Origin of the sequence: Streptomyces calidiresistens (genome assembly GCF_014141525.1) — a bacterium.
In the GTDB taxonomy this organism is placed as follows: Bacteria; Actinomycetota; Actinomycetes; order Streptomycetales; family Streptomycetaceae; genus Streptomyces; species Streptomyces calidiresistens.
This window is the reverse complement of record NZ_VKHS01000908.1, coordinates 1-2,007: the sequence shown is the minus strand read 5'-3', so window position 1 is coordinate 2,007 and position 2,007 is coordinate 1. Positions and strand designations below refer to the sequence as shown.

1 protein-coding gene is annotated in these 2,007 nt (G+C 75.6%); it reads right to left on the bottom strand.

Annotation, left to right across the window (positions count from 1 at the left end):
• Positions 1–320 precede the first annotated feature (320 nt).
• Positions 321–1,601: an extracellular solute-binding protein gene (locus tag FOE67_RS24005; RefSeq protein ID WP_182666929.1), complete on the bottom strand. Its 1,281-nt coding sequence runs from the start codon at positions 1,599–1,601 to the stop codon at positions 321–323.
• Between the last annotated feature and the right edge of the window lie 406 nt (positions 1,602–2,007).

Sequence of the window (2,007 nt, the reverse complement as noted above, 5' to 3'; positions counted from 1 at the left end):
CTGCGGCTCGGTCCCCCTCCCGTCGGGGGCCTCCGACGGGGTGTCGGGGCCGCCGGGGGAGGCGGCTTCGGGACCGGCCGCCGGCACCCGCCCGTGGCGCCGCGGACGGGCACCGGCCGCCGGGCGGTCCGGGTCCCCGGACCGCCCGGCGTGCTCGGGTCGGCCGGCGCTGCTCACCGGTCCAGTCTAGGAGCGTCGGCCGACAGCGGCCCGGTGGCGGGGGCCGGGAGGAGCGGGCGCGGTCCCCCGGGCCCGCCCCCTCCCGGCGCGGGTGTCCGGTGGAGTGGGGGTCGTCCGGTCGGTGCCCCGGCGGCGGGTTCTCAGCCCCCGGCCTCCTGCTGTTCGGCGTACTGCTGGAGGGCGGCCAGCACCCGGGCGGGGTCGTTGTCCGGTCGCACCGCCTCTCCGATGGTGCGGCGCATCTCGCCGGAGACGCGGGCCCAGCTCACCTTGCCGACCGGGAAGGGACGCGCGACGGGCAGCTGTTCGAGGAAGGGCCGGAAGCGGGTGTGCTCATCGCTGACCTGCATCCGCTCGATGGCGGGAACGGTGACCGGCAGCAGGTGGTAGCGGTCGGCGAAGGCGACGACGTGCTCGGTCGCGAAGACGTGGCCCAGGAAGGTGCGGATGGAGTCGAGCCGGTCGTTGCCGTTGAAGGCCATCAGCCAGTCGACGGCGCCCAGGGTGACCTCGGAGGGCCCGTCCACGCCGGGGACGGGGCCGGTGGTGTAGGCGATGTCGAAGAGCTGGGCCTGCCGCAGGAAGGTGGGGTGGGCGTGCATCATGGCGACCTCGCCGCGGCCGAAGCCGCGGTAGATCTCGCGCCGGTCGGTGGTGCCGGGGTCGCCGGAGCCGGTGAGGCCGGTGCGGACGAGTTCGTCGCGCAGCCAGGTGAAGGTCCCGATGTTCTCCTCGGAGTCGATCGCGTAGCCGCCGCCGGAGCGGGTGAGACCGCCGCCGCCCCCGAGCATCCAGATCGCGGCCTCGGCGTGGCCCTCCTCGGGGCCGAGCGGCAGGCCGTAGGGGATGGGTACGCCGGATGCGGCGAGTGCCTCGGCGGCCTCGCGCAGCTCCTCCCGGGTGGCGGGCGGCTCGTCCGGGTCGAGGCCGGCGTTCTCGAAGAGGTCGCGGTTGCACAGGAGGCGACGGGTGTCGGTGACGTAGGGCAGGCCGTACTGGACGTGGCGCACCTCCCCGGCCCGGGCGAGGCCGGGGAGGAAGTCGGACTGCATGGGGAGGGTGAGCAGGTCACCGGCGGGGTGGAGCAGATCGGCGTGGGCGTACTCGGCGTAGGCCCCGAGCTGGGCGATGTCCGGTGGGTTGCCGGCGGCGACCATCTCCGCGACGCGGGCGTCGGCCTCGTCGGGCGGGAAGACGGTCACGTCGATCATGAGGTCGGGATGGTCGCGGCGGAAGCCGCGCACGAGTTCGTTCCAGAAGCTCTCGGTGCTCCCGGTGGCCGAGTCGGAGCCGTGCTCGACGGCGACCAGGCGCAGGGTGTCGCCGGATCCACCCGGGTCCGCCTCCCGGGAGCCGCAGGCCGGCAGGGCGCCGGCGGCGAACAGGCCGGCGGCGGCGCCGATGAAGTCTCGTCGTCTCACGTTCCACAACCCCCTGGTCTTCCGTGGTCTGGCCGGGGGAAGGGGTCGGTGCCGGGCTGTGGCGCGGGCCGACGGGTGGCACCGGTCCGGGGTGGTGTGCCCGCCCCCGGGGGCGCCGGCCGCGCCGCGGGGTGGGCGGGCGGACGTCGGTGACCGGCGTGTCGTCCCCCGGTCGGTCCGGGCCGGTCGGGACCGGTCCGGTTGGGGGCCGAGTCTGCCGTGCGGGGCGGGGCGTGTCCCCGGGAACGCGGGTATCGCTTTCGCAACGGATTTCCCGGGGAGGTTCGGTGGGGACCGGTGGGGAGAGTGTGACGGCTGGGGAGGGAGGGGTTCGCACCGGTGGCGTCCACGGGGGTTCCCGCTCGCAACTCTCCCCGGATGTCGGTGAGGTGGGGGCTCCGTTCGG